Source organism: Arthrobacter sp. efr-133-TYG-120 (assembly GCF_030209785.1).
Classification (GTDB): domain Bacteria; phylum Actinomycetota; class Actinomycetes; order Actinomycetales; family Micrococcaceae; genus Arthrobacter.
In genome coordinates, this window is sequence record NZ_JARVRI010000030.1 from 1 (window position 1) to 24,984 (window position 24,984).

Here is a 24,984-nt window from a genome sequence, read left to right on the forward strand (position 1 = left end):
TGTTCATCAACATGCGCAACGGCGCTTCGGTCTGCCAGCTCTTCGCGGTCAGCTCCGTGCCGCGCGCGGCCTTGACCGGACGGGCTCCGGTAGTGAAATCAGCGGGTGCCATGATGACTCCTTCGTCTCTGGAGGTTGCTAGGTGGAAGTTCCTTCTGTATCCAGTAGAGCCCCTCCGCAAGGGTCTTGGAATGGCTTTATGGAGGGTCCTGTCCGGAATACCAGACTCAACTAACCGGCAGTAGATGTCGTTCTGAGGGCCCAAAACGACAACAACTGCGAGTCAGTTGGGATTGGGGGTCGGGTTGGTGAGCAGGGCGGGGTTGGGTGCGGCGGGCTAGGACGGGCGGCCGTGGATGCGGATCGAGAGTTCGTCCGCTGTCTTCTGGATGCGGGCGGCCAGTGCGGGCCACTCCTCCACCGGCACCCGGTCCTCGAGGAATGTCACGGCGACTGCCGCCGTCGGCCATCCCAGATGGTCGGTGACGGCGGCGGCCACAGAACCGAAGCCGGGCGTGACTTCGCCGTGTTCGGTGGCGTAGCCGCGCTGCCGGACCTGGTCCAAATGCGAGGACAGGGCCGAGTACTTCATGATGGGCGATTCCATTTCATGCCGGGCCGTAAAGGCTGCAGCATTCGGGTACAGGGCCCTGACCTGCGATTTTGGCAGGGCGGCCAGGATCGCGCGGCCACTGGCCGTGAGGTGGCTGGGAAGCCGGACCCCGACGTCGGTCACGAGGGACGGGCGGTTCTTGGCCCGCTCCTCCACGATGTAGAGCACATCGCGGCCGTGCAGGACGGCCAAGTGTGCGCTCTCGCCGATCGCATCCACGAGGGCGGCGAGCATGGGGCGGCCGAGCCGGGACAAAGGCTCTTGCCGCGAGTATGCCGAACTGAGTTCAAAGGCGCTGATCCCCAGCCCGTAGCGCTGCTCCTCATGAAGGTGCAGGACAAAGCCGTTGGCCTCCATGACGCCAAGCAAGTGATAGACGCTGGAACGGGGCAAGCCCAGCGCCGTGGCGATATTGGACGCTGCCATCGGGCCACGCCGGGACGCGAGCAACTTCAGGATGCGCAGGGTGTTCTCGGCGGCCGGGACTTTGGAAGCGGCCCGGCCTTGGGTGGACGGCTGTGTGGTCATGGCTCCTCTTCGAGTGCACGGTAATGCCCGGCCCGCCCTTCTGCCACAAAGCTGGCAAGGCGGGTGTCCGGGATCCCGTACTTAAGCGTGCGCCCCACCGAGCGGATCGGAAAGCCAATCAGAACATTAAGGTGTCTGGAATACCAGACATTTGTGCATGAAACAACCAGTCCACGGCGCAGCGTCTGAGAACCGAGACAACGATGTCCCGTGAGGCCCATCACAGCATGCTGCGGAATGGTCTGCTGGTTAACAGTCCACCCCTCCCAATGACGAGAAGGTATTCGTATGCAGCAAGCCCCAACAGCCGTCAGGACGCCGGCCGCCAAAGTCGTCGAAGGCGTCGAAGGCGCGGTAACAACCGTTCTCAGCCGCGGCCTCAATGTCCGCCACATCCGCTTCATGGCGCTCGGTTCGGCCATCGGGACAGGCCTCTTCTACGGTTCGGCGTCCGCGATCCAAAAGGCCGGCCCATCGGTTCTCTTCGCATACATGATCGGGGGCGCCGCCGTCTTCATGGTGATGCGTGCCCTCGGCGAAATGGCCGTGCGCCACCCCGTCTCAGGCTCGTTCGGCCAGTACGCCAGCCGCTACCTCGGACCGCTGGCCGGGTTCATCACCGGCTGGACCTACGTCTTCGAAATGGCCATCGTGGCGATCGCGGACGTGACGGCATTCAGTATCTATATGGGCTTCTGGTTCCCGCAGGTGGACCGATGGATCTGGGTCCTCGCGATCATCCTCCTCCTCGGAGCCATGAACCTCCTGAGCGTCAAGGTCTTCGGCGAGCTCGAGTTTTGGTTCTCGCTCATCAAGGTCGTGGCGATCATCGCGATGATTGCGGGCGGGGCTGCGATCATCGTGTTCGGCTTCCAGTCCGGCAACAGCGGCGTGGCACCGGGGCTGGGGAACCTCGTTGACCATGGCGGCCTGTTCCCCAACGGTTTCGAAGGGCTCCTGGCCTCGTTCGCCGTCGTCATGTTTGCCTTTGGCGGGATCGAAACGATCGGCATCACCGCAGGCGAAGCCGCAGACCCCAAGAAGGTCATCCCGCAGGCTGTCAACACCGTCCCCGTGCGTGTGCTGCTGTTCTACGTCCTGACGCTCGGGGTACTCATGAGCTTGTTCCCCTGGAATGAAATCGGGAACAACGGCAGCCCGTTTGTGCAGATCTTCAGTGGCCTCGGCATCCCCGCGGCGCCCCACATCCTCAATGCCGTGGTCATCACCTCGGCACTGTCAGCCATCAATAGCGACATCTTCGGCGCCGGACGCATCCTCTTCGGGCTTTCCCAGCAGGGACACGCTCCGAAGAGCTTCGGCAGGATCTCAAGGCATGGTGTTCCTTGGATGACCGTGGTCCTCATGGGCGGCATCCTGCTGGTGGGCGTGGTGCTCAACGCGGTCATCCCCGAGGACGTGTTCCTCGTGATCGCATCCATCGCCACCTTCGCGACAGTGTGGGTATGGGTCATGATCCTCGCCTCCCACGTCGCCATGAAGCGCGAAATCAAGCGCAAGGGACTTCCGGCGTCGGAATTCGCGTCGCCGTGGTGGCCCGCCGCGTCCGTGGTGACCATCGCCTTCATGGCCCTGGTGATCGTGATCCTTGGCGTCTTCGAGGACACTCGCGTGGCGCTGTACGTAGGCGCCGTGTGGCTCGGACTGCTGGTGCTGGCCTACAAGCTCTGGGTCCGCGGCGGCGGGCGCCTGCGCGCCGACCTCGTCGACGAAACAGCCTCGATTCCCATGGTCGCCGAGCGCCCATAGTGCCTTGAGGAGGACGACGACGGCGGCGGCGCGCCACGAGCCATCGACCGTCACCGCAGGCCAGCGCTATCATCAGGGATGGTTCCGTTCACCAACCTCCTGGCGTTTGCGCTGGCCGCACTGGTCCTCATCGCAGTCCCCGGTCCCAGCGTCCTGTTCGTGATTGGGCGTTCCCTCGCCCTTGGCCGCAAAGGCGGGCTCCTGAGCGTGCTCGGAAACGCCCTCGGCATGGTTCCGCAGATCATTGCCGTGGCGCTGGGGCTCGGCGCGATCCTTGCGCAGTCGATCGTGCTGTTCACCATCATCAAGTTCGGGGGCGCAGCGTATTTGGTCTACCTCGGGGTGCAGGCGATCCGCCACCGCGGCGGGCGTTCGACGGCGACTGGTCCAGCGCCGGCGCGGTCCATGTGGCGGCTCATCCGCGAGGGTTTCATCGTCGGTGCGAGCAACCCGAAATCGATCGTGTTCTTCGTGGCTGTGCTGCCGCAGTTCGTGGACTATTCGAGCGGCAGCATTCCGCTTCAACTCGCCGAACTCGGAGCTGTTTTCCTGGTGATCGCCCTCATCTCCGACAGCATCTGGGCCCTCGCAGCGGGCACGGCACGCCACTGGTTTGCCCGCTCGCCGCGGCGGATCTCCACCCTGGGTGCCATGGGGGGCGTCATGATGATCGGGCTCGGCGGGACGCTGGCGCTCACAGGCGCCAAGTCTTAGGGCCGCAGGACGGGGAGCAACCGCGGACTCAGCCGGCGGGAAGCCAATCCACGTGCGAGTCCGAGTCGTAGACCCGGCAAACCCGCACGCTGTCCTGGGCAGGACCATCAACCAGCTTGAGGGTGACCTTCATGAGGATGTCGTACGACGCTAGGCCGGAGGCCGCCGTTGACTGCACCGGGTTCCCGGAGAACGCGATGGAGACCACTGAAAATGGCCGGGGCACCACCGTTCCGGTCACAATTGAGGAGTGGGCGGCATCGCTTTGCAGCCGGGCGCTGCAGCTGTCCTTGATGCGTTGGATCCCCGCTGCGTCGAGGCCCTGCTGCACAGGAGCGGGAACCGCGGGAGCCGGAGCCGGCGCAGCTGGCGCCGGCTCGGGGGCATCGGGCTTGGCACTCGTCGTCGGAGCAGGGACCGGGGCTTGACTTGAAGGCGCAGCACTAGCGGAAGCGCTGGCAGAGGCGCCGGCGGCTGACGCTGAAGCGGTGGCACTCGGCGTCGTGGCTGGCGTCTTGGCGGGACCGGGCGCAGAAGCTGCCGCACTGACGGTGGCTGACGGCGGGGCGCCGGCAATCGAGGTAGATGATGTCTGCGTCGCGTTGAGGGTGATCGCCCCTGCCAGCCCGACCGCCACCACACCTGCAACGACAATTCCTGCTTTTGCCGCTCGTCGCATTGTTCCCCCCTCCCAGACCTGACGGAACATTTGCCTTGAGCGTATGGACTGTTCGCCCGGCCTGGCATGCGTAACCCCTACTCGTCTTTTGACCGGACTACTCGGATCACCACTTGCTCGCCCTGGGGTCCTTGTCCGAGTAGTGGTCCAAGTGACGTGAGTGGCCCGTGGGCCATAACGGGTGCAAGTCACTCATGTGTTGCGTGTGGTCCACGCCTACCGTTGGAAGATCGCGACTTGCAAAGGAGTGATTCCGATGTTCGATCCTTACTCAAGGCACGCTGCTCGGATGCGCAAGCAGCGCCGCCATGCGCTGGCTTCGCGACTTTGCCAGATATTTACCAGGGCAGCCACGCAGGCCAAAAGCACTGCTTCCCCTTTCAAGGTGGGCGACTACGTAGCTGGCGACGACCCCTTCAACGGGTCCCAGGAAGGGGTGGTGGCCGTCATCAAAGGCCCATCGATTGGCTTGAGAACCGTCGTGCCGAGGGGCGGCACCCTGGTCTACTACGACTACCGCCAATTGAGGAGGCCCTGGTGAATATGTCCGCCGCCGGCGTTCCAGCCAACCGGTTCATGACGATCGCCGAGGTTGCCGAGGCCCTGCGGGTATCCAGAATGACCGTCTACCGCCTCGTGAACTCGCACGCCATCCACGCCGTGCGGTTCGGGCGGTCATACCGCGTTCCGGAGTCGGCGGTGGAATCCTACATTGAGCACTCGGCGGTGGACGAGGCTGAGCCTAAGGCACCCGGGGAGCCGTAAGGGTATTCGGTCCAACCGAGTCGCGTTCCACTGGCGGGCATTCAAGCTTTACCACAGGGCTGCCCGCCGGTTCGTCAACGCCGAGCAGCAAGCGCACGCCCGCGGCGCCAAGCTCGTAGTGCGGCAGCGCGACGGTGGACAGCGGCGGCCGCATGTGCGCCGCGATGACTTCCTGGTTGTCGAACCCCACCACGGCCATGTCCTCGGGAATGGACAGCCCCCGTTGCTTCAGCCCGTCGTAGAGGCCCATGGCCATACGGTCGTTGTAGCAGAAGACTGCCGTGACATCGCGTTTGAGGAGCTCCTCGACTGCTCCGTAGCCGCCCTCCTGGTCAGGATACGCGTCGAACACGAGGTGCGGATCGAAGGCGATTCCAGCAGATTCGAGCGCTTCCCGGTAGCCCTGGAGGCGTCCGTCCTTCGCCGGAGCAGGAATCGTGGCGTTGATGAAGGCGATCCGTCGGTGCCCCTTGCGCACAAGGATTTCAGTGGCTTCCCGTCCGCCGTGGACTTCGTCCGGGACCACCGCCAGGGCGTCGGAGTCCGGGGAGAAGCAGTTCACCAGCACGAAGTCAGTCTCTCTCAACGCAGCGGGGATCTTGGTTGGGCGGTGGAACCAGGTGGAGTACAGGATGCCGCGAACCTTGTGCTCGAGCATCATCGAGATGGCGTCTTTTTCCACGGGCTCGTCGCCCTCCGTGTTGGCGACCAACAGCACGAATCCGTGTTTCCACGCTTCGTCCTGGGCGCCGTGGATGATTTGCCCAGCGAAGGGGGTTGTGGCGATCGCGTCAGCGACGAGTCCGATGAACCGTGAACTGCCGCTCACGAGGTTCTTCGCGAGGGCGTTCGGGCGGTACCCCAGTTCGCGGATGGTGTCCAGGACGCGTTTGCGGGTCGCGGCGCCGATCCTGGCGTCTTTCTTGTTGTTGATAACGAGGGAAACCGTGGCAACGGAGACTCCAGCCCCTTCCGCTACTTCCCGCATCGTCACCGGATGACTCGCCCTCGGAGTCGATGGATGCGAGGGGTTCACCTCGGGTTCTTTCAAGCTTTTTTCAGACGTCATTGGCCCTCCTCCCACAGTCTATCCAGTGGCGGCTTTCTCACCCCTTCGTCGCCCCGCTCTCGAGGCCCTGGATCATCGCCTTGTTGAGGACGAGGAACACGAGCAGCAAAGGAGTGATGGTGATGCAGACAGCGGCGAATGTCGCGGTCCAGTCGACCTTGCCCATTGCTCCGATGTAGTTCTGCAGCCCCAGTGGGATGGTCTTGAGCCCTTCGGAAAGCACGAACGTGTTCGCGAAGATGAAGTCGTTCCAGATGAAGATGCTGTTCACCAGGACCACCGTCACTACCGTGTTGGTCGAGAGCGGAAGGGTGATCAGCCCGAAGATCCGGTACGGGCCGGCGCCGTCCAACGAGGCTGCCTCGTAGGTCTCGCGGGGAATGTACTCAAAGAACGACGAAAAGAGGTAGATCGACATGGGAAGGGCGAACCCCGCCAGGGGGATGATCATCGATTGGTAGGTGTCCAGCAGGTTCACGGACGAGTAGTCGATGAACAGCGGCACAAGCGCGATCTGCACCGGCACGATGATGCCGATCAGGAAGAGGCCCCGGACGAATTTGCTGAACCGGAATCCGAGGACCTGCAAGGCATAGGCTGCCATCATCCCGAGAAGGACGATCAGGAGGTTAGCGCCCATCGTGACGATGAAACTGTTCAGGATGTTCTGGCCGAGGTTGCCGGTCTGGAACGCACGGACGTAGTTGTCGAAGCTGATCGAGCTCGGCAGCGCAAAAGGATCACCGGTCGCGAAGTCGTGCTCATTGCGCAGGCTCGTGAGGAACAGCCAGGCGAGGGGGTAGACCTGCACCACGACGATGAGGACGATCAGCACCCTCGACAAGCTTCGGAAGACGTTTGGTTTACGCCGCCGACGTCGGGGCGCCGGCGGGCTTGGCGGGGCCGGGTTGTTTGGTGGAGCAGGGATCGGCCGGTTAACCGGGGCTGTTTGCGCGGTCATGCGTCAGCCTTTCGTTTGAGCATGAGCAAGATGAATCCGACCGCGACGAGGCACTCCACCACGATGAAGACCGAGATGGTGCTGGCGTAGCCGAAGTCGGTGCTGGTGAATGCGGTTTTGTACATGTACGTCGTCAGGAGCTCGGAGGACTGGCCGGGACCGCCGTTGGTCATGAGGTACGGGATATCGAATCCGCGCAGGCCGTAGGTTGTGGCCATGATGGTGGTGGTGATCCACACCGGCCTGATGTGGGGGAACCTGATCTTGGTGAACAGCTGCCATCTGTTGGCGCCGTCCAGGCGTGCCGCTTCTTCAAGTTCCTGCGGGACGGCGAGCAGCGCCGCGTAGATGATGAGCATGTAGAGTCCCGTGAACCGCCAGCCTTCGGGTGCCGAAACTGCCGCGAGGACAGTATTGACGTCGGAAAGCCAAGGGCGCTCGAGGCTGCCGAGGCCGATCCAGCCGAGGACTTGGTTGAGGAGACCCACCGGATCGATCGAGTAGATCCGTACGAAAAGGAAGGCGATGGCCACCGTCGAGATCACCGCAGGCAGGAGATACAGGGTTTTGACGAGCTCGCGGCCTCTTCGCAGCGAGGTCAGGAGGCTGGCGACGAACAACGCGCCGCCCAATTGGAGGACGAGGCAGATGGCGAGGTAGCCGAGGGCGTTGAAGAAGGAACGCCAAAACACGCCGTCACCGGTGAGCATGTGCACGTAGTTCGCGAAGCCCACGAACTCCATGTCACTGATGCCGTTCCAGGAGAAGAAGCTGAGGAATAGCGATTGCAGGATCGGGAACAGCACTGCAACGCCGTAGAGAAGCAGCGGCGGGAGCAGGAAGACCAAGACCGAGAGTCGTGATCGATTGGGAAGCATGGGAGGGCCTTTCGGGTGGGGGGCCTGGGCCCCCCACCGCTGCGTGTTATTTGAAGAACTTGGGAGCGTTCTGTGCGATGGTGCTATCCATCGTGCTGGTGAACTCCGCAGGCTTGACGTTGCCCTGGGCCAAGAGCACGAGCTCTTGCTGCAGCCTGCTGTTGGTGGTCGGATCAAGCTGCGTGTCCCAAGGCATCGCGAGCTTCGATCCGAGATCCTTCGCCTGGTCGATCGCCTTCTTGTACAGCGGCGTGGCGTTGGCTGGAATCGTCGTTTGGACATTCGTCGTCGGCGAGAGGGCGCCCGTGGCCGCGTATTCCGAGGGGTACTTGGCGAGGGCGAACTTCAGGAAGTCGCTCACGAGCGGGTCGAAGGTCTTCGAGTTGACCGCCATGCCGATACCTGAGGTTGCCACGTACTCGTTGGCGGCCGTCGCGGAACTCGGCGTGGCCGGAAGCGTGAAGTAGTCGACGTCGTTACGCACCGCCGGGTTCAGCTTGTCGGTCGCGAGGCTGGGCAGTTCCCAGGTACCGATGTTGTACATGGCGGCCTTGCCGGAGGTGAAGAGATTCTGGGCGTCGGAGTAACCCTGCGAGGAGAAGCCGTCCTGGAAGCAACCGGCCCCTCCGAGCTGGCTTATCCAGTTGACTGTCTTCTGGCCGGTGGCGTCGCTGAACTTCGCGTCACCCTTCTTGAGCTTCTGCACGAAGTCGGGTCCGGCGTCGCGGAAGGGCTGGTAGGAGACGTAGCGCTCAAGGGGCCACTGGTCCTGGCCGTCAAGGGCAAGGGGCGTGATCCCGGCCTTGCGCAGGGCCGTGCACATCGCGGGGATGTCGTCGAGTGACTTCGGCACTGATACTCCAGCCTGCTGGAAGAGAGCCTTGTTGTACCAAAAGTACTCGAGCTCGAACTGGAACGGGACCATGTAGAGGGATCCGTCGTCGAAGCGTTGGTAATTCAGTGCGTTCGTCCGGTAGCTGTCGTAGACACCGAGGTCCTTGAGCAGCTTCTCGGCATCCACCATCTTGCCCTGCTTGGCGAGTTGCTGGGCGAAGGGCGTGGCGTCCGTGTCGAACAGCTCCGGGAGCTTGTTCGCGGCAGCGAGGGTTTCGTACTTCTGGATGTAGGAGGGTCGGTCAGGGGTGGTGATCAGGTTGAGGGAAAAGCCGGGATGGGTCTGGGCGTACTCGTCGGCCACCTTTTTCATGACGTTGATGACTGCACCGTCTGCCGGCCGGGACAGCAGCCACGAGATTTGCCGCGGTTTGATGTCCCCGGTGGGGTTGACGTTGGAGGCGCTGCCGGCGCCTCCACCGCCGCAAGCGGAGAGGGCGAGGGCTGCGGCCGCTGCTACGGCGGCCGTTCTTAAGAGTTTCTTCATGGGGGAAAATCTCCTTTGATTTGAACGGAGGTCTGGCGCTGGGTATTTAGTTGTCTGTGCGCTTACGTATCTCAAGATCGGTGAGAGTTGCGGTGCCTTCACCGGCGAATACGCCGATGCGGCCGTCCGGTAGCCCGTAGATCCGGGTACTGAGGGCGACCTGCCGGTCGACGACGGCGACGCAGAGGTCCCCGTCGACGACAAGTTCGAGGGTGTGCTCTCCGGAGGCCAGCTCGCAGGGGCGTTCCAGCTCGATCTCGAAGGGGACATCCCCCGAGACGTGCCATTGCGCGTCGCCGCTGATTTCGCGGGGCCATCGGTCGAACACCATGCGGCCGCGCTTCGGTTCCAGGCGGATGATGTAGGACTCGTCTCCGTCCGCGCTTGAGCGGAGCAGCAGGCCGCATTCGCTGGTATCGGCTTCGATCTGCAAAACCGCCCGGGCGTAGAACTGGCGAGGGAGGACCTCATCGGACACCATGGCGGTGTACCCGTCTGGAGCATGCAGTACCAGCGGAAAGTCATCCCCCAGGGATACCGGGATGTCGTCCCAGAAGCTCTCGACGAGTTCGTCGGCGAGGGAAAAAGCGAGGGTGCCGTCGTCGTTCTGGCGGGCCTCGAGGACGGACATCGTGCCCGCCCACTGCCAGGCGCCGTCGTCGTGGTTGCCCTCCTTGCCGGCGACCCAGCCGAAGAAGAACCGGCGACCGTCCCGCTCGGCCGTCTTCGAGGCATAGAAGGCGCGGCCGTCAACGCTGTCCCGCGGCGGCACGGTCCAAGGCCCATCGGGACTTTTCGCCATGCGGTAGCGGGTGGTGAAGGACTCGGAGAATTCCGAATAGACCAGGTACCACCAGTCGCCCCAGGCGAAAACGTCCGGGCATTCGTGCGTGATGTACCGGCGGGGATCCCAGAACGGCTCGGTATGCTCCCAATCCATCAGGTCCGGGGAAACGCATTGGGCGATCAGCCCGCGACGGCGGTCCGGGCCGTCCGCGTGCCGCGCGGCCAGCAGCATCCGCCACAGGCCGCTGGCCTCGTCCTTGAAAACGAAGGGATCGCGCCAGTCGCCGGATTCATAGCCGGCCGGGGCGCCGAACGTCAGTTCCGGATGCTTGATCCACGTCAGCATTCCGTCCGTGCTCGTGGCGTGCATGACGAGTTGCAGGGGGGCACCGTCGGAGCCGAGGTGCCGGGGATTCTGTCCGGTATAGAACAGGTGGTGCATCCCGGACTCGTCGCACACAACACTGCCCGTGTAGGCGTTGAAGTCCGCCTCGCCCTCTCCGCCATGGTGCAGCGACACTCCATGGTCCTCGAATCGGGTGAGGTCCTTGGTGGTCACGAGATTCCAGGACGTTCCCGGCTTCGGGTCGTTCCGCACCTCGTGCAGATAGAAAAGCCAAAACTCCCCGTCTTTCTGGAACGGGATCACGTCTCCGACCCATCCATCGGTGGGTTGGAAGAAGACTGAGTAAGTCATCGGCGTTGATGTCCATTTCTGCTAAAGCGTTTGATCACTGCAAGCGTAACCGAGGTCACACTTTTGATCAAGCGTTTAAGCAGATTGGTTTAGCGGACCGATCCCAGCGGTGCAGGATCGGCTCAGCGCGACGTTAGTCAGCGCACGACGGCGGTGCGGTGCGCCGTCAGGAAGTTGCGCAGACCGCGCGGTTCCGTCCGAGGGACTTGGCCTGGTAGAGCGCTTTGTCGGCGGCCACGATCATATGGTCCACCTCGGCGTTGGCGAGGGTGCTGGGAGCAATGCCATAGCTAACCGTCGGGAAGGTGACGCCGTCCGGTGGTTCTGCCGCGGCCAGACGGCGGCTGATTTCGTTGGCAATGATTTCCGCGCTCTCCAGGTCGGCCCCTGGAAGCAGAATGGTGAATTCCTCTCCGCCATACCTTCCGACGAGGTCTGTGTGGCGGACCGAAGCCTGGCACGCGGTGGCGAAGGCCTGGATGGCAGTGTCGCCCGCGGCGTGGCCATGGGTGTCATTGAGGGCCTTGAAATGATCGAGGTCGGCGAGGATCAGGGTGGAGATCGACCCTGCAGAGTGCAGCCTGTTGATTTCCTGGGTGGCCAGCTCCATGAAGGCGGTGCGGTTGAGGAGCCCCGTCAGGCCGTCCCGGGTGGCGCGTTCGTTGAGCCCGTTGATGAGCTGCTCGTTGCTCAGCGCAGTCATGCTGAAGGACACGGTGACCAGAAGCACGATAGTGACCACACTGGTGGTTGCCGAGCTGAGATATGTGCCGAAGTCCGGGCCGTCGGGACCTTCCAGGACATAGGCGATTCCACGGCAGAGGAAGAAGGACGCCAGTACTCCTGCGGCGAGCGCCAAGGAGCGGTGGGCCTGTGAAACGCTGGGCTTCAACCGCCAGAGTTCAACCGTTGCCAGACCCATGCCCAAGGACATCATGGCCAAATACACCAGACCGCCGGACCATGCGTTGGTGGCCGGGTTCTCCAGCGAGGCGGCCACCGCCGTGGCAACGGGTCCGGCGAGAAGCTGCCATCGCGGCGTTGGAAGCAAGCGAAGGGAACGCGAGCCGACCCACACGCTGAACGCCCCGGCCACCAGCAAAGCGTTGCCGAGTGGCCCCGCCCAGATTTGCTGGGGAGTCCCGGCGAGCAGGTACGCCATGTTCCCCGAGAGCAGGAAAACGAGGGCGAGGCACCACCAGCCGCTGTACGCGGAGCGGGTCCGGCGGAACGATCCGAAAAACAGCAGGCAGAGCGTAGACGCGACAATGCCCAGGGCTATCTTCAGGCTGGCCGGATCGAGACCCATATTCGCTCCCCTCGTGCGCACCAGCCTACGACATCGAGGGGCGGGTTAGCGGGCGGACCAGCCTCCGTCCATCGTGTAGCTTGCCCCGGTGACCATGCCGGCGTCGTCGGACGCTATCCACGCTGCCAGCGACGCGACTTCCTCGGGCTCCACGAGGCGCTTCACGGCGGACTCCGTCAGCATGACCTTCGCCAGGACTTCCGATTCGGGGATGCCGTGCAGCAGTGCCTGGTCCGCGATCTGCCTTTCGACGAGGGGCGTACGCACGTATCCCGGATTGATGCAGTTGGAGGTGACGCCGTGCTGGCCGCCCTCGAGGGCCGTCACTTTGCTCAGCCCCTCGAGCCCGTGCTTGGCCGAGACATAGGCGCTCTTGAACGCCGAGGCCCGCAGCCCGTGGACCGAGGAGATGTTGATGATCCGGCCGAATCCGTTGGCGTACATGTGCGGGAGTGCGGCCCGGATAAGCAGGAAAGGGGCCTCGAGCATGAGGGTCAGGATGCGGCGGAAGTCCGCCGGTTCGAACTCCTCGATGGGAGCGACCTTCTGGATCCCGGCATTGTTCACGAGGATGTCGCAATCCAGGCTGAGTCCGGCGAGCGCCTCCGTGTCGAGCAAGTCGACGCCCCAGGCAGTGCCGCCCAGCTTGTCGGCGAGGGCCGCGGCTCCGGCGGCATCGACGTCGGCCACTACAATCTTCGCGCCGCGCGCGGCGAGGGCCGTGGCACATGCCGCTCCGATGCCCCCCGCCCCGCCGGTCACCAGGGCCTTGCGGCCCTCGAGGCTCATGCGCGGGCACCCATGGGGAGGCCGTGACGAACGGCATCGGCATTGTCAACGTCTTCCAGCGCCACACCGCGGGTCTCTTTGAGCGTCAAGACGACGACGGCGGTAATCGCGCAGGAGATCACCAGGTAGATTGCCGTGGGCATCCAGGATCCGGTGTCCTTGAGCCATTGGGTCGCCAGCAGCGGGGCCAGCGAACCGGCGAAGATCGAGGTGACCTGCGAGCCAAGGGAGACTCCTGAGTAGCGCATGCGGGTGGGGAAGAGCTCGGTCATGATGGCCGGCTGCCCTGCGTACATGAAGGCGTGCAGGCAGAGGCCGATGGTCACGGCGGCAACGATCACCGCGGGATTCTTGGTGTCGAACATGGGGAAGGCGAAGAACGGCCAGGTGGCACCGCTGATGGCACCGATCAGGTAAACCGGCTTGCGGCCCCAGGCGTCTGCCAACCGGCCGATCTGCGGGATGACCACGAAGTGGACAACGTGCGCGATCAGGAGGGCGAGCAGCAAGGACGAGGTGTCGTACTTGTCCACGCTCTTGAGGTACACGATGGAGAAGCTCACCACGAGGTAATACATGATGTTCTCGGCGAGCCTCAGTCCCATGGCCTGCAGGATGCCCTTGGGGTACTTGCGGATGACTTCGCCGACGCCGTAGCTGATGGCTTGTTCCTTCTCCACCTGGGCCTTCGCTTCGAGGAAGATCGGGGCCTCGGTCACGTGGGTGCGGATGTAGTAGCCCACGAAGACGATCACTGCGGAGAGCCAGAAGGCCACGCGCCATCCCCAGCCGAGGAAGGCTGCGCTGCTCAGGGTGGTGGACATGATGAACAGGACCAGCGTGGCGAGGAGGTTCCCGACGGGAACCGCGGCCTGCGGCCAGCTTGACCAGAATCCGCGGGACTCCTTGGGGCTGTGTTCTGCCACCAGCAGCACCGCGCCGCCCCATTCGCCGCCCAGCGCGAAGCCTTGGATGAAGCGGAGTGCCACGAGCATGGCCGGCGCCCAGTAACCGAGGTCGGCGAAGCCGGGGAGGCAGCCCATGAGGAAGGTGGACACGCCGACAATCACGATGGTGAGCTGCAGCGTGGGTTTGCGGCCGAGCTTGTCGCCGATCTGGCCGAAGACGATGCCGCCCAGGGGCCGGGCCACGAAGCCCACCGCGTAGGTCAGGAACGCCTGGATGATGCCGTCGAGGTCGTTGCCCGTGGGCGGGAAGAAGTACTTGCCGAAAACCAGCGTTGCGGCAGTGGCGTAGAGGAAGAATTCGTACCATTCCACCACGGTGCCCACCATCGAGGCGGCGACGATCTTCTTGAGGCCTGCGCCTTTGCCGGTGGCGGCCCCTGCTGCGGAGCGTTGTCCTACGCTCATGTCCATCTCCTTAGTGTCCACACTGACACGCGTTGTGATCCACAACACGAAATGCTCCAATGAGTATTGCCGCACATCAGTGCTGCTTCAATGGCCAAAATGGCACCAAGTGTGTGCAGAATTGCAGATATGAATCCGAATCCCGATGACCTCCTCGTCCTGCTCGCAGTATCGCGCTCAGGTAAGTTCACGACGGCGGCCCAAGCCTTGGGACTGAACCACACCACCGTTTCCCGCAGGATCGCCGCGCTCGAAAAGGCGCTCGGCGGCCGGGTCCTTGCGCGGGCGGCCGGCGGCTGGGAAGTCACCGAGCTCGGAGCCGAGGCCGTGGGCGTTGCAGAGCGGATCGAAGCGGCGGTGGGCACGCTGGGACCGGAGGACCGCGCGCCGGACCCCATTGCCGGCGTCGTGCGCATGACCGCAACTGACGGTTTCAGCGCCTACATCGCGGCACCCGCTGTGGCGCGATTGCGCCGATCGCATCCCGGCCTCACCGTGGAGATCATCACCGTGACCCGCCGGGCGCTCCAGCAGCGTTCCGGCCTGGACGTGGAAGTGGTGGTGGGCGAACCGCAGGTGCACCGGGCCGAGGCCTTACTGCTGGGTGAGTACATGCTGGGAATGTATGCCTCGCGCGAGTACTTGGCTTTTCACGGCGTACCCGGAACCGTGGAGGAGCTGACGCGGCATCAGCTGGTCTATTTCGTGGACTCCATGCTGCAAGTGGACGATCTCGATGCGCCCCGCCGGCTGGTCCCGTCCATGCGCGACGGCTTGAGCTCCACCAACGTCTTCGTCCACGTGGAGGCCACGCGTGCCGGGGCCGGCATCGGCTTCCTGCCGTGCTTCATGGCGGACCGGCACCCGGACCTGGTGCGGCTGCTGCCCGCGCATTTCGCCGAGCTGCTCCCCTACTGGATGGTCCTGCGGCCCGACTCGATGCGTCGCCCCGCCGTCGCCGCCGTCGTGCACGCCCTCCAAGAGGAGACGGCCGCCCACCGCGAGCTGCTTCTGGCCCGCCGCTAAAGTCCCTCCCCGGCCGACGCTCGCTCACATATAAGCCTTCCCCGGCCGACGCTCGCTCACATCTGAGCCCAAACCGGCGGACGCTCGCTCACATATGAGCCCTTCGGTGAGCGACGGTCAGGCGGCTGGCCGCGGGTCGTGCCGGATCTGGGCGCCGACGGCGAATGCCCGGACTTTCGCGTCGTTCCAGATATGTGCGGGAACCGCCCCGCCGAGGAGCTTCCGGGCCAGTTGCGGATCGTCGCCGAAAGGCTCGTGGCTGCCGGCCATGATCATGTTCCCGTACCGCCGGCCCTTGAGCATCGCGGGATCGGCGATGATCATGGTGTGCGCGAAGGTGTCTGCGATGGTGGCGGCGTCCTCGCGGGCGTTTTTGAGGTCGGGCGCATCTCCGGAATTCACCACGTAGAGCCCGCCGGGCGCCAGCACCCTCGACGCGTGGTCGTTGAATTCGCGGGTGGTGAGTGCCCTCGGGGTGAGGGCGCCGGCAAAGACGTCCCGGATGATGAGGTCCCGGGTGTCAGGCGTGAGGCTTTCCGTGACTTCCCTGGCTTCGCCCACCCGGATTCGAAGCAGCGGGGCCTTCGGGAGGTCGAACCAACCGCGCACGTAGTCGGCCAGCTTGCCGTCGAGTTCCACCACCACTTGGCGCGCGTCCGGGTAGGCGGCGTGGAAGTACCGGGCGAGGGAACATGCTCCGCCGCCGAGATGCAGGGCCCGCAACTTCGGCTTGGATTCGGGCGGCCATTTGGATTCAACCAGCGCGGCTATCCAGCGCATGTACTCGAAGTCCAGGAACAGCGGCTCTGCAACATCGATATGCGAGCTCATGACACCGTTGATCTTCAGGAGCCAGCCGTTGGAATTGTCGGGGTCGGCAACCAACTCGCAGTCGCCGGTGTCGATGTAGTAGACGCCCTCCATGGGACCGTTCGGCTTGGTGCCCGCGGGCACCTCGATGACCCCGGCAGCTTGCCCGGCTCCCCTGCCCTTGCCACGCTTCGCCACTACTGCCGCCCTCTTCCGGTCATGCTTCAACCCTAGTTGACGCCGCAGCCTTGCGGTCAGCCCTCGACGGCGGCGCGCACCATCCGCCGGTCAGCCCCCGACGGCGGCGCGCACCATCCGGATCTCCGGCAGTTCGTGCCATTCGGGCGGCAAGAGCTGGCGTGTTCCGTCAGGCCGGAAGCCGTTCTTGCGGTAGAAAGCCTGGGCCCGCGGGTTGTCTTCGAGCACCCAAAGAAACGCGGCAGAATTGCCGATCACGGCGTCGACCATTGCTTGCCCCACGCCCAAACCGTGCACGCGACGCAGGGTGTAGATCACCTGCAGTTGCAGCTCGCACGGCCGGTCCTCCTCCGGGGCCTCGCGGGCGAAGGCGATGCCCACCAAGGCACCGCCGGCGTCGTGGGCGAGCATCGGTTTGTATGAGCCCTCCAAGGCTTCCCGCTGCCTCTCGATCCGTGTGTTGATGGTGGCCTCACGGAAGGCGAAGAACTCCTCGGGCAAGAGGTGCCCGTAGCTTTCCCGCCAGGCAGCCACATGCATGCGGGTCAGGGGCTCGGCGTCGTCCACGGTTGCCGGGCGGAGGGTAAATTCCATTCGCTCAGCCTAGCGTCACACCACGCGGGCTATCGCGAAGCCGTCCCATCCCTTGGATCCAACCGTTTGGATGGCCGTTGCGTCGAGGCGCGGATCCTTGCCCATCATCTCCAATGCCCCCACGATGCCCGGAGCGTTCACCTCGTCCATGGAAGGATCCAGGATGGCACCCTCCCAGATGACGTTGTCCATCACGATCACCGTCCCCGGCCGCCCGAGCCGGATGGCCCAGTCCAGGTAGTTGGAATCGTTCTCCTTGTCGGCATCGATGAAGACAAAGTCGAATGGACCGTCCCGCGTGGGATCTTCGGCCAGCGCGGCAAGCGTCTCCAACGCCGGGCCGATCCGGATATCCACTTTGTGGCCGATCCCTGCCATGTCCACGTTCGCCCGGGCGATTTCGGCGTGTTTCGGGAGGTATTCGCACGTGACCAGGCGGCCGTCGTCGGGCAGCCCCTGGGCCATCCAGATCGCGCTGAAGCCAGCCAAGGTGCCGACTTCCAGCACGCGTCGCGCCCCGGACAACTGCACGAGCATCTTGAGCAGCTTGCCGGCGTTGGGCGCCACCTCGATAGGCGGCATCCCGGCGTCGAGGGCGGACTGCACCGCATGCTTGAGCGCGGCGTTCGGGCGGACGACGGCGTTGGACAAGTATTCCTCCACGGCCACCCAGCCGGGCTGGGCCTTGTGTTCAAACATGGCCCCAGTCTGGCACCGGGCACCGGCCGGAGGGAAGGACCGGCAGCGGAGACCCTCTCAGCCTTCCGTCTGGCGTTCAATGAAGCCAGCCATTCCCGGGACCGTGAACTGAATCGATCCGTATTCGGGCGCATAGACCACGCCCTTTGTAATGAGTCGCTGCCGAATGACCGCGAGCTTGTTCGTAGATTTCCCCAGCCTCGCGGCAATTTCGCCCGTGGACGAAGGCTGTTCACCGTCAAGAGCCATCGCCCTCAGGTATACCCGTTCAGCAGGAGTGGCACGCTGCCATCGAGCCTCAAAAAAACCATGGTCAAGATCGCTTGTTCCGTACCGGACCGCCACCTGGGCGTCCTCGGCGGTAATGACCTTGTCCGGCGCCTCGTCCCACGCGGAACGCCCATAAATTTGGAGGAAGTAGGGGTATCCGTTGGCCGCGGACAACAATATCGACAATGCTTCGGGTGCCGTCGATGCGCCTAGCCTGCTGATCGGCAGGGTGAGGGCTTCTGCGGCCGCTTCTTCGGTGAGCTGGCCGATGGTCTTGTAGAGAAACAATCTCTCTCCGTAAGTCCTGGCCTCTGATATCTTGCCTGGAAGGTTGGGGAGACCTGCACCGACGATGTAGAAGGGCCATCCCCTCTGCCCGGCGAGATGCTGAACCGACAGAAGGACTGTCAGTAGTTCCTCGTCCAGATCCTGCATTTCATCAATGAATAGGCCGAATCCAGCCCGGGCCTTGCGCATGGCGAGGGATACATCTTCGACCAGCTCTTCAATATCGATGTCGAGATTCCCCGAATCGGCCCTGCCCTGATTCGTGGTCACGGAGGCCGAAACGCCTGTAGCGCCGAGGCTGGCGGAGATGTTGCCAATACTAGCCATCGACTCTTTTAGATAGGCCCAAGCGGGCTTGCCCCGAAGCCGCCGAGCACCAACTTCAAGTTCGCGTGCTAGCTTCGCGCGCGTCGCACCCTTACCGGCTTCCCCTGGCTGGGCCTCGAGCTGGATTACGAGCCAGTCGTTCTGCCGGGCGTGCTCAGCGAAGACATTCAACAGGACCGTCTTACCCACCCCTCGCAGGCCCGAGAGGACCATTCCGCGATCCCCAGCTGTGTTGGACCGCGTCCGAGCGATCAGCAGATCGAATGCCCTAATCTCACTGTCCCGTCCAACGAGTTCCGGGGGTCGCACGCCAGAGCCTGGCGCGAATGGGTTCAATGAAGGATCCATGGAGTGAGTATACGAACTTATGCGAACTTATAACAATACTTGTTATCGCGCATCGCATTTTGTTAGCTTAAGCTCCCGACTCAAGGGCGTTTCAATAGTCATCGGAGGCGATTGCCATCAACAACAAGCAGGCATCAGAGACCCCCGGCTGATCAAAGTCCGAGTGTGGAACCTGCGCGCCGCCGAAGGGCCTATTCCCCGCCGGCGATCGCCTTCTCGAGCCGCTCGACCTTGCCCGTAATCTCCCCCGCATATCCCGGCCGGATATCCGCCTTGATCACCAGGGACACCCGGCTCCCGTACTTGCTCACCGCCTCGGTGGCGCGCTTGACGACGTCGAACACTTCATCCCACTCACCCTCGATGGTGGTGAACATCGAGTCCGTCTGGTTGGGAAGCCCGGATTCGCGGACGATCTTCACGGCCTCGGCAACGGCATCGTGCACCGAGCCATCAACGGATGCGGCGCCAGCAGCGGGCTGGCCGGACGGGGCGACTGAAAAGGCAAGCAACATGAATCCAGTCTTTCACGGGCAAGAATGTCACAAAAGTGATTGGAGCCCCTCCGTTGCTACTGTGAGCAGCATGGACCGGCCCTTGGAACGCAAGCCACTTAGAGCTGATGCTGCGCGCAATGTAGACAAGATCATCACGGCGGCGCGCCAGTGCTTCCGCGAGCTGGGCCCGGAGGTTCCACTCCAGACGATCGCCACCACCGCGGGTGTTGGCCCGGCTACACTGTTCCGCAACTTCGCTGACAAGGAACAACTCGTCCTGGCCGCCCTGTCGCGGCAACTCAGGCTTCATGTCGACCCGGTCGTGGAAGAGTCCCTCGCGGGCATGGATGCCGCCGTCGGGCTCATCAACGTGATCGACGCCGTAGTGCAGGTTGCCAGCGAAGACGCCAACCTGCTGGGCGCCGTCGCCGGCCGCCGCGGACTCCTGGTGGGCATCACGGGCGGCTTGATCGATTCCATGGCTGAACTTCTTAGCCGCGGCCAGGGCCAGGGTTCTTTGCGCCGGGACATTTCCATCGAGGACATGGTGCGCCTTGTTGCCATGCTGATCGGCGCCGTGGACACCATGGAGCCGGGGTCCCGCGCTTGGGAACGGCCTGTTGCCCTCCTTGAGGACGCCATCCGCACCGAGCGCCCGTCGCGCCCGCTGCCGCAGCAGACCCCCATCCCCGGGATGAATTTCCAGTAACCAGCGCACGACGACGTTGCGCGCCGCGGCGATGGTTGGAACCCCGCGTGGTGGTTCAGCGCCAACCGAGCAGCCGGAGCCCGGCGGCCGCTGCCGACCCGACGATGACCACTACCAGGAACGGGGCACGGAGCCACAGTGCGACGGCACCCGCAGCCAGCGCGCCGAGCCGGGCGTCGAAGGCCAGGGACTGCCCGGACGCCACAGCGTTGACCACGGTCAGGGATGCCAGCAGTCCGATGGTCATGGTGCCGGCCACACGCATCATCCGGGGACTCTGCAGCAGTTTCGCCGGCACGAAATAGCCCGAAAGTTTCGTCAGGTACGCCAGTCCGCAGGCGATGAGGATCCAGACCCAGAGGTTCATTCGGCGTTCCTTTCGCGGCTGGAAGCGTCAGCACTGGAATGGCCGCGCGGGTAGGGATCGACGTCGGGCTCCATCCCTTCGTCGCTGCGTCCGTGGCTGAACCAGCCGATGGCTCCGGCCACCACGGCGGCCACGAGGATGGGCACCCCAGCCGGAACGAACGGGACCGCAATGATGGTCGCCAGGGCAGCAGCAGCGGCGATCGCCCACGGCTCACGGCCCTTGAGCCGCGGCCAAAGAAGGCCGAGGAACGCTGCCACGGCGGCGCCGTCGAGACCCCACTGCTTGGGGTCGCCCAAGGCATCGCCGGCCAGTGCGCCCACAGCCGTGAAGATGTTCCACAGCACGAAAATGCCGAGTCCGGCTGTCCAGAAGCCGCGGCGTTGTTCGTCGGAATCGCTTTGTCCCGAGGCAGTGGCCGTGGACTCGTCGATGGTGATGTGGGCTTGCGGGTACTTGAGCCAACCGCTGGGACGCAGCAGCGCGTTCATCTGCATCCCGTAGATGCCGTTGCGCAACCCCAGCAGCGCGGCCGCTGTCATGGCCGCAATGCCGGAACCGCCTCCAGCCACGACGCCGATGAAGGCGAACTGCGAGCCGCCGCTGAACATGAGCAGGCTGAACGCCATGGTCTGCCAGAAACTGAACCCCGAGGCCGAGGCCAATGCCCCGAACGAGATGCCGTAGAGACCCGTTGCAATGCTGATGGAGAGGCCCACCTTCACCGCCGGGGATTCGAGGAGTTTCATGCGCCCCGTTTCGCTCCGGCCAAGCTCCATGCCCACAGGATCAGAGGGATCTGCAAGGGCAGCCGCAGTGTGTGGATCCGCCGAGCGGACACCGTCCCGGTAGGCGAGTAGGCGCGGCGGAGCGCGTCCACGTGGCCGGCCAGGAACGCCGTGAACATCAGCGTAGTGCCGCGGGCTGCAGCCCTACGCGTGGCAGGAATGAGGAGTCCGACGGCGGCAACCGCCTCAAGCAGTCCACTCACTGCGATCCATTCCTCCCTGGACATGACCGCCAAGGCGCCGTTGTGCGGTGCGGTTGGTTTGGTCTTGTCCTGGCCGGCTTCAGCGTGCCCGACTGCGTAGTCCTCGCGGCAGAGATAGTCCGGGACCACGGGAGCGAAGAATTTCGGCTGCCGGAAGTGCTTCCTGGCACTGACGAGTAACAGTACACTCATGGCCGCCGCGGAGATTGTCTGTGTTGTCCGGGCGGACCATGAAAAAGGCATGTATTCATGCAACCACAGCCCTGCCCAGCGCGGTAACCGGAAGGTTTCGGACTGAGTTATATGTTCAGAGTATTGGACTCAGTTCAGTATGATGTATGTTTCTTTCTAGGCCGTGCCTGACACAGTCCACCGCCTCAGTCCACCGCCACAGTCCACCGCCACAAGAAATTCAACGAGGAGTTCCATGCGCATCGCCCGACTGAAGACCCCTTCCGGCCCCCAGCACGCTGTCCTGCGCGATGGACGCTGGGACCACATCGAGGATCCCTTTGCCGAGGTCCTATCCTTCACCGGAGAATCCAGTTCCGCGGACGACGCCGAGCTCCTCGCCCCGGTCCGGCCTTCCGTGGTGCTCGGCATCGGGCACAACCTGGGCAACAACAACCACGTACTGCCCATCCAGGCCTGGCACAAGTCCGTCCACAGCATCGCCGGACCCGGTGACGGCATCGTGGCCGTGCGCAACGCGGGCACGGTGAACGTGGAAGGCGAGTTGGCCGCCGTCATCGGAAAGCGGGCGGAAAAGCTCACTGCCGAGAACGCCTTGAGCCACGTCCTGGGCTACACCGTGGTCAACGACGTCACCAACGTGGATCAAAACCACGTCGACGAAAAGCTCTTCCAGGGCAAGTCCGGCACCAACTACACGCCGCTCGGACCGTGGATCGAAACCGGGATCGAGGACCCGGACAACGTCAGCACCGAGGTAGTAGTCAACGGCGAGGTCAAGGCCCGGTCCGGGTCCTTCAACCTGCCATCCTCCATCACGGATTGCCTCGTCTATGTCACCGAATGGCTGACCTTGGAGCCCGGCGACATCATCATGACGGGAGCTCCGAACACCTTCGTGGCTGTCCAGCCCGGCGACCGGGTGGACATCACACTGGGCGGCATCGGAACCCTCAGCAACACGGTCATCTGACTCGCAGTTGTTGTCGTTTTGGAGCCCCTAAACGACAACAACTGCGAGTTAGTTGGGTGCGGTTGGTGCCTAAAGCTGGGCGAGGACCTGCGCCGGCTTGTTCGTGGTGATCTCGTGGATCCCCAGGCCTTGGCAGAGGGCAACATCGTTCTCCGAGTCAACGGTCCACACCCGGAAGCGGCGGCCTGATTCCAGCCAGCGCTGGACGGTGCGGGCGTGCTTGCGGACGTAGTCGATGCCCGGCCCGGCCAGTCCAACCTCGCAGTCGTCCAGGATCCGTTCGCCTTCCTGCTGGGCCGCCTTCATCACGTTGGCCACGGCTCCCCCAGTGATGACTCCCAGGCCCAGTTCATCGCGGACTTCTTCCACCGTGACATCGTCCACGAGCTGGCAGATGTGCTCCGCGGGAACGAACTGGAGCAGGTGCTTGACCGAATCCGGGCTGAAACTCATGAAGGAAACCTGGATGTTGTCCAGCATGGAGGTCTCCGCGTTCCACCCTTCCCGGCCGAGAAGCTCCAGCACGCGGTCTTCAAGCTTGAGCTGGTACGGGCTGGGGTGCTTGAGTTCAATAGCCAGGCCAATGGTCCTGCCGGCACCACGCAGGATCTCCAGCAACTCCGGGAGCGTCAGGAGCTGGTCCGATTTTGCGCCGTACTGGTCCGGAATCCGGGCGCCCTTCCAGGAAGAGAAATCCAGCTGCCGCAGTTCTTCGAGCGTCTTCTCGGCCACGGGACCGGTACCGTCGGAGGTGCGGTCCAGGTTCGCGTCGTGGAGCAGGACAACGTGCTGGTCCCGGGTCAGGTGGACGTCGCACTCGACGCCGTCGGCGCCGTCGGCGATTGCCTTCAGGTAGGCGGCACGCGTGTGCTCGGCAAATGCTGCACTGGCTCCGCGGTGGGCGTAGACCATGGGCCGCGTATTTTGCTCCGTGCTTTGGTCTGGGCGACCGGGCTCGTCATTCGTCATGGGGACACGGTAGCCCACGTCCATGACAGCGACGGGGCTACGCTGGGCACATGCAGGTGAACTCTGAACAAATCCCGGTGACGGACAGCGATAGCGACCCGACGGCGGAGGCCACCCGGAACGCAGGTGCCGGGAACAGCTCCACGGTTGGATCCGGCGTCGGGCAACGGAACGGCGACGCCGAAAAGGCGGCTGCCCTGCGTCGGATGAAGTCGGTGGCGCTGGCGCTCCTGATTGTGATGGCGGTGGTTTTCACGGCCGCTTTCGCCCTGCAGAGGCAGTATCCGTGGCTGGAATACGTGCGGGCCGCTGCCGAGGGCGGCATGGTGGGAGCGCTGGCCGACTGGTTCGCCGTCACTGCGCTGTTCAAATACCCCATGGGCCTGAAAATCCCGCACACCGCCATCATTCCGCGGCGCAAGGACCAGATCGGCGCTTCGCTCGGGGAATTCGTGGAGACCAACTTCCTGTCCGAGCAGGTGGTCCAGGAGAAGCTCGCGAGCATCGACATCGCCCGGAAAGCCGGCGCGTGGCTCGCATCCCCGGGTGGCCCGGAGCGTATCGCCAAGGAAGGTTCGGCACTCATCCGCGGAGCGTTCACCGTGCTGAACGACGACGACGTCCAGGCAGTGATCGAAGGCATGGTCCGCAAGCACCTGCTCACCCCGCCGTGGGGACCGCCCGTGGGCCGGATGGCCGAACGGATCTTTGCCGACGGCCACCACCACAAACTCGTCGATCTGCTGGTTGACCGGGCGGCTGATTGGGTGGAAGCGAACCACTCCACGGTGAACCGGCTCGTGTCCGACCGTTCGCCCCTCTGGGTTCCTTCCTTCGTGGACGACATCGTGGGAGACAGGGTCTACAACGAAATCTCCAAGTTCGTCCGGGCGGTGCAGCAGGATCCCGATCATCAAGTGCGCCAATCGATCGATACATACCTCGGTGATCTTGCCCAGGATCTCCAGCACGATCCTGCAATGATCGCCCGTGCGGAGGCAATCAAGACCCAGGTCCTCGGCGATCCCGAGGTCCGCGAACTTGCCTCCCGCACGTGGGGCACTATCAAGGACGCGCTGCTCACCGCCGTCGACGATCCCGACAGCGAACTGACACAGCGCTTCAAGAGCGCCGTCCGGGACTTCGGTTCGCGGCTTGTCAAGGACGACGAGCTGGCAGGCAAGGTCAATGCCTGGATCGGTGATGCTGCCGGGTACCTCGTCAAAACGTACCGTTCCGATATCGCTGGGGTCATCACGGACACCGTGGCGCGCTGGGATGCCGAGGAAACCTCGCAAAAGATCGAGCTCCAGGTAGGTAAGGACCTGCAATACATCCGCATCAACGGCACCGTAGTGGGGTCGCTGGCCGGGCTCGCGATCTTCACGGTAGCGCACTTGGTGTTCGGCTGACG

Annotated in this window: 27 protein-coding genes; 8 read left to right on the plus strand and 19 right to left on the minus strand. The window is 63.8% G+C overall.

Features of this window, described 5'->3' with window-relative positions:
• Window positions 1–337: 337 nt before the first annotated feature.
• Complete coding sequence (locus QRN51_RS17255; protein WP_059388453.1) at window positions 338–1,141, minus strand: IclR family transcriptional regulator; 804 nt, start codon at window positions 1,139–1,141, stop codon at window positions 338–340.
• Window positions 1,142–1,429: 288 nt separating this feature from the next.
• Between QRN51_RS17255 and QRN51_RS17260 the strand changes: the two genes are divergently transcribed.
• Window positions 1,430–2,911: an amino acid permease gene (locus QRN51_RS17260; RefSeq protein WP_284991076.1), complete on the plus strand. Its 1,482-nt coding sequence runs from the start codon at window positions 1,430–1,432 to the stop codon at window positions 2,909–2,911.
• Between the two features lie 78 nt (window positions 2,912–2,989).
• On the plus strand, window positions 2,990–3,625 hold the full coding sequence (locus QRN51_RS17265) for a LysE family translocator (RefSeq protein WP_284991077.1): 636 nt from the start codon (window positions 2,990–2,992) through the stop codon (window positions 3,623–3,625).
• A gap of 28 nt (window positions 3,626–3,653) precedes the next feature.
• Here QRN51_RS17265 and QRN51_RS17270 read toward each other — a convergent pair whose 3' ends face one another.
• Window positions 3,654–4,304, minus strand: a complete 651-nt coding sequence (locus tag QRN51_RS17270) for a hypothetical protein (protein WP_284991078.1) — start codon at window positions 4,302–4,304, stop codon at window positions 3,654–3,656.
• 256 nt (window positions 4,305–4,560) lie between these two features.
• On the opposite strand from QRN51_RS17270, the gene QRN51_RS17275 reads away from it, so the two are divergent.
• Window positions 4,561–4,845 carry a hypothetical protein gene (locus tag QRN51_RS17275; RefSeq protein ID WP_059388451.1) on the plus strand — a complete coding sequence of 95 codons (285 nt, stop codon included), beginning with the start codon at window positions 4,561–4,563 and terminating at the stop codon, window positions 4,843–4,845.
• A 2-nt stretch (window positions 4,846–4,847) separates the two neighbouring features.
• On the plus strand, window positions 4,848–5,069 hold the full coding sequence (locus tag QRN51_RS17280; protein ID WP_284991110.1) for a helix-turn-helix domain-containing protein: 222 nt from the start codon (window positions 4,848–4,850) through the stop codon (window positions 5,067–5,069).
• Here the strand turns inward: QRN51_RS17280 and QRN51_RS17285 are convergent.
• The 8 genes from QRN51_RS17285 to QRN51_RS17320 form a co-directional block, all read right to left on the minus strand.
• On the minus strand, window positions 5,047–6,138 hold the full coding sequence (locus QRN51_RS17285; protein ID WP_284991079.1) for a LacI family DNA-binding transcriptional regulator: 1,092 nt from the start codon (window positions 6,136–6,138) through the stop codon (window positions 5,047–5,049). The two genes, QRN51_RS17280 and QRN51_RS17285, sit on opposite strands and share 23 nt — an antisense overlap.
• 37 nt (window positions 6,139–6,175) lie before the next feature.
• Window positions 6,176–7,099, minus strand: coding sequence for a carbohydrate ABC transporter permease (locus QRN51_RS17290; protein ID WP_284991080.1), 924 nt, complete (start codon window positions 7,097–7,099; stop codon window positions 6,176–6,178).
• A complete protein-coding gene (locus QRN51_RS17295) occupies window positions 7,096–7,977 on the minus strand; it encodes a carbohydrate ABC transporter permease (protein WP_059388447.1) in 882 nt (293 codons plus the stop codon). Before QRN51_RS17295 ends, QRN51_RS17290 begins: the two co-directional genes overlap by 4 nt.
• Window positions 7,978–8,023: 46 nt before the next feature.
• Complete coding sequence (locus tag QRN51_RS17300; protein WP_284991081.1) at window positions 8,024–9,358, minus strand: ABC transporter substrate-binding protein; 1,335 nt, start codon at window positions 9,356–9,358, stop codon at window positions 8,024–8,026.
• Window positions 9,359–9,404: 46 nt separating this feature from the next.
• Window positions 9,405–10,841 (minus strand): glycoside hydrolase family protein, encoded by a 1,437-nt coding sequence (locus QRN51_RS17305; protein WP_284991082.1) that lies wholly within the window; start codon window positions 10,839–10,841, stop codon window positions 9,405–9,407.
• A gap of 166 nt (window positions 10,842–11,007) precedes the next feature.
• Window positions 11,008–12,150, minus strand: coding sequence for a GGDEF domain-containing protein (locus QRN51_RS17310; protein ID WP_284991083.1), 1,143 nt, complete (start codon window positions 12,148–12,150; stop codon window positions 11,008–11,010).
• Between the two features lie 45 nt (window positions 12,151–12,195).
• Window positions 12,196–12,939, minus strand: coding sequence for a 3-hydroxybutyrate dehydrogenase (locus tag QRN51_RS17315; protein WP_284991085.1), 744 nt, complete (start codon window positions 12,937–12,939; stop codon window positions 12,196–12,198).
• Complete coding sequence (locus QRN51_RS17320) at window positions 12,936–14,312, minus strand: MFS transporter (RefSeq protein ID WP_059388444.1); 1,377 nt, start codon at window positions 14,310–14,312, stop codon at window positions 12,936–12,938. The genes QRN51_RS17315 and QRN51_RS17320 overlap by 4 nt, the downstream gene beginning before the upstream one ends.
• 129 nt (window positions 14,313–14,441) lie before the next feature.
• On the opposite strand from QRN51_RS17320, the gene QRN51_RS17325 reads away from it, so the two are divergent.
• Complete coding sequence (locus QRN51_RS17325; RefSeq protein WP_284991086.1) at window positions 14,442–15,338, plus strand: LysR family transcriptional regulator; 897 nt, start codon at window positions 14,442–14,444, stop codon at window positions 15,336–15,338.
• A 117-nt stretch (window positions 15,339–15,455) separates the two neighbouring features.
• Here QRN51_RS17325 and QRN51_RS17330 read toward each other — a convergent pair whose 3' ends face one another.
• From QRN51_RS17330 to QRN51_RS17350, 5 genes are all read right to left on the minus strand, one after another.
• The gene (locus QRN51_RS17330; RefSeq protein WP_059388443.1) at window positions 15,456–16,346 is read right to left on the minus strand and encodes a spermidine synthase; all 891 of its coding nucleotides are present in this window, start codon (window positions 16,344–16,346) and stop codon (window positions 15,456–15,458) included.
• A gap of 90 nt (window positions 16,347–16,436) precedes the next feature.
• Window positions 16,437–16,940, minus strand: a complete 504-nt coding sequence (locus tag QRN51_RS17335; RefSeq protein WP_284991088.1) for a GNAT family N-acetyltransferase — start codon at window positions 16,938–16,940, stop codon at window positions 16,437–16,439.
• A gap of 15 nt (window positions 16,941–16,955) precedes the next feature.
• Window positions 16,956–17,639, minus strand: a complete 684-nt coding sequence (locus tag QRN51_RS17340) for an O-methyltransferase (RefSeq protein ID WP_284991089.1) — start codon at window positions 17,637–17,639, stop codon at window positions 16,956–16,958.
• 57 nt (window positions 17,640–17,696) lie between these two features.
• A complete protein-coding gene (locus QRN51_RS17345) occupies window positions 17,697–18,872 on the minus strand; it encodes an ATP-binding protein (protein WP_284991090.1) in 1,176 nt (391 codons plus the stop codon).
• A 191-nt stretch (window positions 18,873–19,063) separates the two neighbouring features.
• Complete coding sequence (locus tag QRN51_RS17350) at window positions 19,064–19,387, minus strand: thiamine-binding protein (RefSeq protein WP_284991091.1); 324 nt, start codon at window positions 19,385–19,387, stop codon at window positions 19,064–19,066.
• A 70-nt stretch (window positions 19,388–19,457) separates the two neighbouring features.
• Between QRN51_RS17350 and QRN51_RS17355 the strand changes: the two genes are divergently transcribed.
• Window positions 19,458–20,078 carry a TetR/AcrR family transcriptional regulator gene (locus QRN51_RS17355; RefSeq protein ID WP_284991092.1) on the plus strand — a complete coding sequence of 207 codons (621 nt, stop codon included), beginning with the start codon at window positions 19,458–19,460 and terminating at the stop codon, window positions 20,076–20,078.
• Window positions 20,079–20,133: 55 nt separating this feature from the next.
• Here QRN51_RS17355 and QRN51_RS17360 read toward each other — a convergent pair whose 3' ends face one another.
• From QRN51_RS17360 to QRN51_RS17370, 3 genes are read right to left on the minus strand one after another with little or no spacing between them, the layout of a single operon-like run.
• On the minus strand, window positions 20,134–20,445 hold the full coding sequence (locus tag QRN51_RS17360; RefSeq protein WP_284991093.1) for an AzlD domain-containing protein: 312 nt from the start codon (window positions 20,443–20,445) through the stop codon (window positions 20,134–20,136).
• Window positions 20,442–21,194: an AzlC family ABC transporter permease gene (locus tag QRN51_RS17365; protein ID WP_059388436.1), complete on the minus strand. Its 753-nt coding sequence runs from the start codon at window positions 21,192–21,194 to the stop codon at window positions 20,442–20,444. Before QRN51_RS17365 ends, QRN51_RS17360 begins: the two co-directional genes overlap by 4 nt.
• Entirely contained in the window at window positions 21,191–21,679 is a 489-nt protein-coding gene (locus QRN51_RS17370; protein WP_284991094.1) for a DoxX family protein, read from the minus strand. The genes QRN51_RS17365 and QRN51_RS17370 overlap by 4 nt, the downstream gene beginning before the upstream one ends.
• A 184-nt stretch (window positions 21,680–21,863) precedes the next feature.
• Between QRN51_RS17370 and QRN51_RS17375 the strand changes: the two genes are divergently transcribed.
• Entirely contained in the window at window positions 21,864–22,601 is a 738-nt protein-coding gene (locus QRN51_RS17375; protein ID WP_059388434.1) for a fumarylacetoacetate hydrolase family protein, read from the plus strand.
• 69 nt (window positions 22,602–22,670) lie between these two features.
• Here the strand turns inward: QRN51_RS17375 and QRN51_RS17380 are convergent, their stop codons facing one another.
• The gene (locus QRN51_RS17380; protein WP_284991095.1) at window positions 22,671–23,570 is read right to left on the minus strand and encodes a glycerophosphodiester phosphodiesterase; all 900 of its coding nucleotides are present in this window, start codon (window positions 23,568–23,570) and stop codon (window positions 22,671–22,673) included.
• A gap of 206 nt (window positions 23,571–23,776) precedes the next feature.
• On the opposite strand from QRN51_RS17380, the gene QRN51_RS17385 reads away from it, so the two are divergent.
• A complete protein-coding gene (locus tag QRN51_RS17385; protein ID WP_502870877.1) occupies window positions 23,777–24,982 on the plus strand; it encodes a DUF445 domain-containing protein in 1,206 nt (401 codons plus the stop codon).
• Window positions 24,983–24,984: the final 2 nt, after the last annotated feature.